This window comes from Gordonia sp. i37 (assembly GCF_002043085.1).
Classification (GTDB): Bacteria; Actinomycetota; Actinomycetes; order Mycobacteriales; family Mycobacteriaceae; genus Gordonia; species Gordonia polyisoprenivorans.
On record NZ_MVPX01000464.1, the window covers coordinates 1 to 6998 of the forward strand.

General features: G+C 67.5%; 4 protein-coding genes and 2 pseudogenes. 4 read left to right on the forward strand and 2 right to left on the reverse strand.

Annotated elements, in window-relative coordinates; genetic code table 11:
* A pseudogene (locus tag B1964_RS22700) lies at positions 1–321 on the reverse strand (polysaccharide biosynthesis protein); the annotation flags it as partial.
* A gap of 146 nt (positions 322–467) precedes the next feature.
* Here B1964_RS22700 and B1964_RS22705 point away from each other — a divergent pair.
* Positions 468–1409 carry a CoA ester lyase gene (locus B1964_RS22705; protein ID WP_079931378.1) on the forward strand — a complete coding sequence of 314 codons (942 nt, stop codon included), beginning with the start codon at positions 468–470 and terminating at the stop codon, positions 1407–1409.
* 28 nt (positions 1410–1437) lie between these two features.
* Complete coding sequence (locus B1964_RS22710) at positions 1438–3210, forward strand: hypothetical protein (protein WP_079931379.1); 1773 nt, start codon at positions 1438–1440, stop codon at positions 3208–3210.
* Here B1964_RS22710 and B1964_RS22715 read toward each other — a convergent pair.
* The gene (locus B1964_RS22715) at positions 3150–4283 is read right to left on the reverse strand and encodes a glycosyltransferase family 4 protein (protein ID WP_079931380.1); all 1134 of its coding nucleotides are present in this window, start codon (positions 4281–4283) and stop codon (positions 3150–3152) included. The genes B1964_RS22710 and B1964_RS22715 overlap by 61 nt on opposite strands.
* A gap of 99 nt (positions 4284–4382) precedes the next feature.
* Here B1964_RS22715 and B1964_RS22720 point away from each other — a divergent pair, with 99 nt between their 5' ends.
* On the forward strand, positions 4383–5111 hold the full coding sequence (locus B1964_RS22720; protein ID WP_079931381.1) for a class I SAM-dependent methyltransferase: 729 nt from the start codon (positions 4383–4385) through the stop codon (positions 5109–5111).
* Positions 5112–5472: 361 nt separating this feature from the next.
* A pseudogene (locus B1964_RS22725) lies at positions 5473–6762 on the forward strand (DUF222 domain-containing protein).
* The last annotated feature ends 236 nt before the right edge of the window (positions 6763–6998 follow it).

Here is a 6998-nt window from a genome sequence, read left to right on the forward strand (position 1 = left end):
CGGGGCCCCCGCCACGACCACCGGGACGGCGACGAGCGCGAGCACGACGACGGCCGTGACCGTCGTCGCGGTGACCCGGCCGAGCCCGGAGCCGCGTCCGCGGACGACCTCGCGGGCGATCACCGACTGCAACGCCAACGCCGGGACACCGAGGACGAGCATCGCCGACAGCAGCCGCGCGAACTGCCCGTAATCACCGGGCGCGAGCCACCGCCCGGCCCCGACATAGACGACATAGGCCGCGAGATTTGCCGCCATCGACCCGGCGGCCACCGATCCCAGCGCGCCCACCATGCCGCGCATCCGGATCGCTGTCGCCATGCGACCAAGTGTGCCGCACCGGCTCATGCCGAGTGTTCGCGCTGCAGGGTCGTCGGTCTGCGGGGTCGTCGGCGCCGGCGGTCACCGGGGAAGGGTGTGAAACGATGGAACGGATTCATCGTCGATCACCACTCGAGAAGGCCAGGATGTACGACCAGCAGAACACCACCGTCGACCCCGACACGAGCGACATCGGCTCGCGGATCGACCCGGTACTCGCGCGCAGCTGGCTGCTCGTCAACGGTGCCCAGTACGAGCGGTTCGCCCCGGCCGCCCGTTCGCGCGCCGACATCGTCGTTCTCGACATCGAGGACGCCGTCGCACCCAAGGACAAGGTCGCCGCCCGCGAGAACGTGCTGCGGTGGCTGGCCACCGAGTCCGACGACCATCCGGGCGGACCGGGAGACTGGGTGCGGGTCAACGGTTTCGGCACTCCGTGGTGGGCCGACGACCTCGACGCGCTGGCCACGACGTCGGTCGGCGGGGTGATGCTGGCGATGGTGGAGTCGGTCGACCACGTCACCGAGACCGCGAAGCGTCTGCCCAACGTGCCGATCGTCGCGCTGGTCGAGACCGCCCGCGGACTCGAGCGGATCAGCGAGATCGCCACGGCGAAAGGCACTTTCCGTCTCGCATTCGGCATCGGCGATTTTCGGCGGGACACCGGCTTCGGCGACAACCCGGCCACCTTGGCCTATGCCCGGTCGCGGTTCACCATCGCCGCCAAGGCCGCCCACCTGCCCAGCGCCATCGACGGCCCGACCGTGGGTTCGGGGGCGCTGAAGTTGTCGGAGGCGACCGCGGTGAGCGTGGAGTTCGGCATGACCGGCAAGATCTGTCTGACCCCCGACCAGTGCGCCCCGGTCAACGAGGGGCTGTCGCCGTCGCCCGACGACATCAGTTGGGCGCGTGAGTTCTTCGCCGATTTCGAACGCGACGGCGGCGAGATCCGCAACGGATCGGATCTGCCGCGCATCGCCCGCGCCACCAAGATCCTCGACCTGGCGCGCGCCTACGCCGTCACCGAGTCCGACTACGACGTCGATCCCGGACACGCGTCGGCCCCCTCCGACACCTACCACTACTGATCCGCGGGCGAGGGAAGACGTTGCGCCCGTGACCAACCCGCGGCTGCTACCGATCCTCTACGGGGTCGGTGCGGTGCTGTCGGCGGTGATCGTCGGGCCTCTGTTCGGCGGCGGGTACCTGCTGTACCGGGATGCGGTGTCGACGCCGCGGTCCTTCGTCACCGATGCCGCGCTCGGGATCGGTCCGCTCGCACCTCGTGCGGTTCCCCAGGATTGGTTCGTGGCGGTGGCCGGGTCGGTCGTCGGTGGCGGCGTGGTGGTTTTGGTGGCCCTGGCCGCCGCAATCCTGTTCGCGGCGGTAGGGTTCGGGCGCTTGGCCTTTCGGCTGGTCCCCGGGGCCGGACGCTCGGGAGCGGTTGCCGCGGCCGTGGTCGCGGTATGGAATCCCTTTGTCGCCGAACGCCTGCTGCAGGGAAACTGGAGCCTGCTCGTCGGATACGCCGCGCTCGGGTGGATCATTGTGGCCGTCGCCGATGTCGCCGTGGGTCGCGCACGCGGGCGGTGGGTCGGGTGGGCGCAGGTGGGTGGGCTGCTCGCGGTGGCCGGGTTGACGCCGACGGGGTCGGTGATGGCGTTGGTGAGCGCCGGGGTGACCGCGGTGTCCTGCGTCGGTATCCGACGGTGGCGTGTGTTTGCCGGTCTCGGTGCGCTGTGGGTGTGTTCGGCGCTGCCGTGGTTGATGTCCGCGGTGATCGGTAGTGGATCGATCGCCTCCGACGGGCCGGCCGGAGTACGCGCATTCTCGCTGCGGTCCGAGCCGTTGTTGGGCCCGCTCGGCACCGCACTGGGTGTCGGTGGGATCTGGAACTCCGACGCCGTGCCGACGAGCCGCACGATCTGGTGGGCCGCGATCGCCACCGCCTGCTTGCTGGTGGTGATCGTTGTCGGGTCGGTGTGGTTGTGGCGCAGCCGTTCCGCGTCGCCGACGCCGAGTCTGTTGCGTGGCTTGGCAGCGTTGGCGGCGGTCGTCGTGGTACTGGTGGCGGTGACCGCGGCGGGTCCGGGGCAGGCGGCACTGGGGGCTGTCGTCGATGCTGTTCCCGGTGCGGGGCTGGTGCGCGACACCCATAAGTTCTTGGCCCTGGTGATGCCGTTCGCGGCACTGGCTTCGGCAGCCGCTGTGGTGGCGCTGAGGCGTTATGTCCCTACAGGTTTCGCGCTCGCTGCCATTGCTCTGCTGGTGATCGCCCCGTTGCCGGATCTGGCGTGGGGGGTCGGCGGCCGGATCACGCCGGTGCACTACCCCGACGACTGGACGAAGGCGGCCGCGATGGTTCCCGCCGACCGCGGGGCGGTGGCGTTGTGGCCGCCGGGCACGGTGCGCCGGTACTCCTTCGCCGAGGGGCCGTCACTGGACCCGACGGCCCGGATGGTGCGTGCGCCGGTCATCGAATCGGGTGAGCTACGGGTCGACGGCGTCGTGGTCGATCACGCCGATCACACGGCGGCTCAAGTGAATCGCGTTCTGCGCAGCGGAGGGAACCCGCGTGCGCTGTCCGACCTCGGCGTTGGCTGGGTACTCGTCGAGCGTGGCCCCGAGACCTCCGTCCCGGCGGAGCTCGCCGATCTGACGCCGGCGCTCGCGGGACCCGATCTGATGCTGTTCGATCTCGGTGGAGCGGTGACGCCGCAGGCATCGTCGATGTCGCGGGGCTGGGCGTGGGCGGCCCACGTGATCTGGGCGTTGCTGATGGTCATCGGCGCTCTCGCCGCGGGCACCGCTGGGTTGGTGAAAGTCGTTCAGCGACAGGCGTCGCGCAGGACGCGGAGCATCTCGTCGCACGTCGTCGACCACGAGTAGCGCTGGGACTTGCACTGCGCCGCGCGGCCGAGCCGACGCGCCTCGTCCGGGTTGTCGACGAGTTTTCGAGTGGCGCTGAGGAATTCGTCGATCCCATCGACCAACAGACCGGTCCGCCCATCGTCGATGGATTCGGCCAACCCGGCCGAACTCCGATACCCGATCGTGGGCACGCCGTGTTGTGCGGCTTCCATCACAGCAAGCCCCCACCCTTCCTTGCGCGACGGCATGAGGTGGACATGTGCCTGCGCGAGGATCTCATGCTTTCGCACCTCGTCCACGTGACCGTGGAACGTGACCGCCTCACTCACGCCGAGAGTATCTGCGGTGCTGCGTAATTCGTCGGACCACCAGCCGTCGCCGATGACGTCGAGCGCCGCATCGACTCCGGCCCGGCGGAGATCGGCCAGCACGGTCAGTGCATGCTCGACCTGCTTGTGCGGAACCAGCCGCGACAACACGCACAAGCGCGGGATCGGTGTGGTTGTGCTCGGCGATTTCACGTCGGCGGGCACGGGATCGAGGCCGTTACGGATCACGTCGATGCGGGCCTCGTCGACACCGAGGCCGACCAACTCGCGCCGCGACGGCGCGGACACCGTCACATAGCGGCTGCGCCGGTGCACCCACGGCGACAGTCTGGACTCGATGAACCAGCCGAGCCGCCCGAGCGCCCGACCGGCGACCGGCCACTGTTCGCGGTGGCAGTGATGGACCAGCACGACCGTCGGCGCGATGCGGGTCAGCGCGGCGAAGAAGGGCACGCCGTTCTGGGTGTCGATGACCACATCGGGCACACGGCCGTCCAACCGCCCGCGGCCCATCCGGGCGGCCAGCAGGAGACCGAGCGCTCGGGGATACACCGAGATCCGGCCACCGGCCCGGACGAATCGGATGCCGTCGCGACGCTCCTCGTCGGGAGCACCCGGGTACGCCGCGGTCAGATAGGTCACCTCGACACCTCGCTGCGCCAACTCGGCGCCCACCCGCTCGAGATAGGTCTCGCTGCCACCGCCTTGCGGGTGGCCGGTATCTCGCCAGCAGAGGAGCAGCACGTGGGTGGGAGGTGTCATCGCCTCACCAGGGTACCGACCGCGGGGTCGGCGTAGCGGCAGCGTCTCGCCCCGTGCCGCAGCGGTAGCATCCCGCCTGTGCCCGCACCGACCGAGAAGATGCGCCGACTCGCGACGCTCCGTCGCGCGGGCGGTCTGCTGTCGGACTTCCGGTACGAACAGACCGATCCCGCGCGCTTCTACGGCGCCCTTGCCCGCGACACCGCGGCGATGGTCGGCGCGTTCGCCGACCTCGACGATTCGGTCATCCTCGACGTCGGCGGCGGCCCGGGCTACTTCGCCGACGCATTCGGCGCGTGTGGCGCCCACTACCTGGCGGTCGAACCCGATCCGACGGAGATGCACGCGGGCGGTCTCGAACATCGCGGCACCGTGCGCGCCTCCGGCCAGGCACTCCCCTTTGCCGACGACTCGATGGACGTGACACTGTCGTCCAACGTCGTCGAGCACACCTCACGACCGTGGCAGATGTGCGACGAGATGATCCGCGTGACCCGCCCCGGCGGGCTCGTCATCGTCAGCTACACATTGTGGTGGGGCCCCTTCGGCGGTCACGAGATGGGCCTGACCCACTACGCGGGCGGCCACCGCGCCGCTCGCTGGTACACCCGCCGACACGGACATCCGCCCAAGAACCTCTACGGCACTTCCCTTTTCGCAGTAACCGCGACGGCCGGTCTGCGTTGGGCCCGCAGCCGATCCGACGACACGACGCTCATCGCCGCCTTCCCCCGCTACCTTCCGGCACCGTCCTGGTGGGTGCTGCGCGTCCCGGTACTCCGCGAGTTCCTGGCCACCAATCTCGTTGTGGTACTGCGCAAGAAATAGCTTTACTCGACTCCCCGATGGTCGGCGCCATCCCCCGATGGTCGAGCAACCGTTCCCCCGCTGGTCGAGCAACCTTTCCCCCGATGGCCGGAACCCTTCCCCGATGGCCGTAACCCTTTCCCTCGATGGTCGAGGTGCGAGCCGCGTGCGGCGAGCCTCGAGACCTGGCGAGATGACAAGCTCCCCAACCACATCGAGGACAAGACAAACGAAAGTCGCACCCGTACCACACCCCACCGACAGAAAATGAACGCCGAAACACGTTGTCCACAAGCATAATTGATCGACAATACCCCTTGCATCGAACATATTTTCCTGTAGACTGGACCCATCACACCGATCAGCCACCGGGGAGGGGCCCATGATCGACACCACCACAACTCTTGACATCAAAGACGTTGACGCCGAAGCACTCTTCGCGGACATCGTCACCCAACTCAGCGACCTGCAATGGAACCCGGACATGACCGGGCCGCAAGCCTTCGGCGCCATGAAACAAGTCCTGCTACTGCGAAACCTGGTCGATCACCACGCCACCACCCTCACCGGTGAAATGGACCGACTCGGGGTCGCCGATCACAAAACCACCCGGCTGCGAGAGCTGCTGATCAGCATGGGTTTCGCACCCGCCGTCGCAGGTCGGTACGTGCGGTTCGCCGGCACCACCGATGTGGATCTGCTGCTCGCGCATGCTGCCGACGGGTCTATCTCGTCCGAACACACCGACGCCATCGTCCGCGGGTTGGCGCACATCGACACCCGCTCTCCTGAACCTTTGGACACCGTCCAACGGTGTGAGTACATGCGGAAACTCTTGTCGCACTAGTTCGCCGGATTCACCCCCGCCGAGATCAATCTCTACGCACGGCAACTCGGCAACGAACTCGCTGCCGAAACACCTGGCGGGTTGCCAGCTGCGGAGGACAAGAAGATCAACAGCTACCGCGACCGCATCACCGACGACGGACGGTTGGAGATCTCGGCGAACCTCGACATCATTGCGGGCGAGAAAACCAGAACTTTGATGGAAACCTTGTCGGCACCGAAACCTCAGCCCGACGGGTCCCCGGATCCGCGGACACCCGAACAGATCTGCGCCGCCGCGTTCGAGACGATCGTGGAGTTGGCGGCACAAGGCTTGGCGGACACCACGTTCTCGGCCAAACCGACGAACGGACTGTTGTGGACGTGGTCGGCGGACAACCCGGCACTCGGCGGGGATCTGCAGAACATGGGGGCCATCACCGAAGCCACCGCGAGAATGTTGTCGTGTGACACCACGATCACCAAAATCATGCTCGATCAGAATGGGGTACCGCTCAGTGTCGGTGAAGAGAAGCGCTTCTTCACCCCAGGGCAACGCAAAGCGTTGTTGGTGCGGGATCGTGCGTGTATCAAATGCGGTGCCCACGCCGGACGTTGCCAAGGACACCATGTGCACCACTGGGCCGATGGTGGTCCCACCGACCTCGATAACGGTTGCCTGCTGTGCAGCAGTTGTCATGATGATGTGCACCACCACGGATGGGACATCATCATCGGATTCGACCGACACCCGTGGCTGATCCCGCCCGCCAGCGTGGACCCGAAACGCCGACCGGTACCGTCCTACCACCGCCGCACCATGCGACTCGACGACACCGCCGCCTGACCTACCCTGCCCCACTACCTGATTCCCTGCACCCGGCCTCGCCGGGACCGCATCTGTTGTTTGAGAACTCCATAGCGAAACCCACCGATGGTCGAGGTGTCGTGCCGACCGTGGCCCGGAATCCTTTCGGCACAAGGGGTCTCGAGGCTCGTCGCTGTCGCTCCTCACACCTCGACCAACCTCGACCACCGGATGGGTAGGGCTGGGGCATTCCCGCACGGGGAGGCTTCGACCAC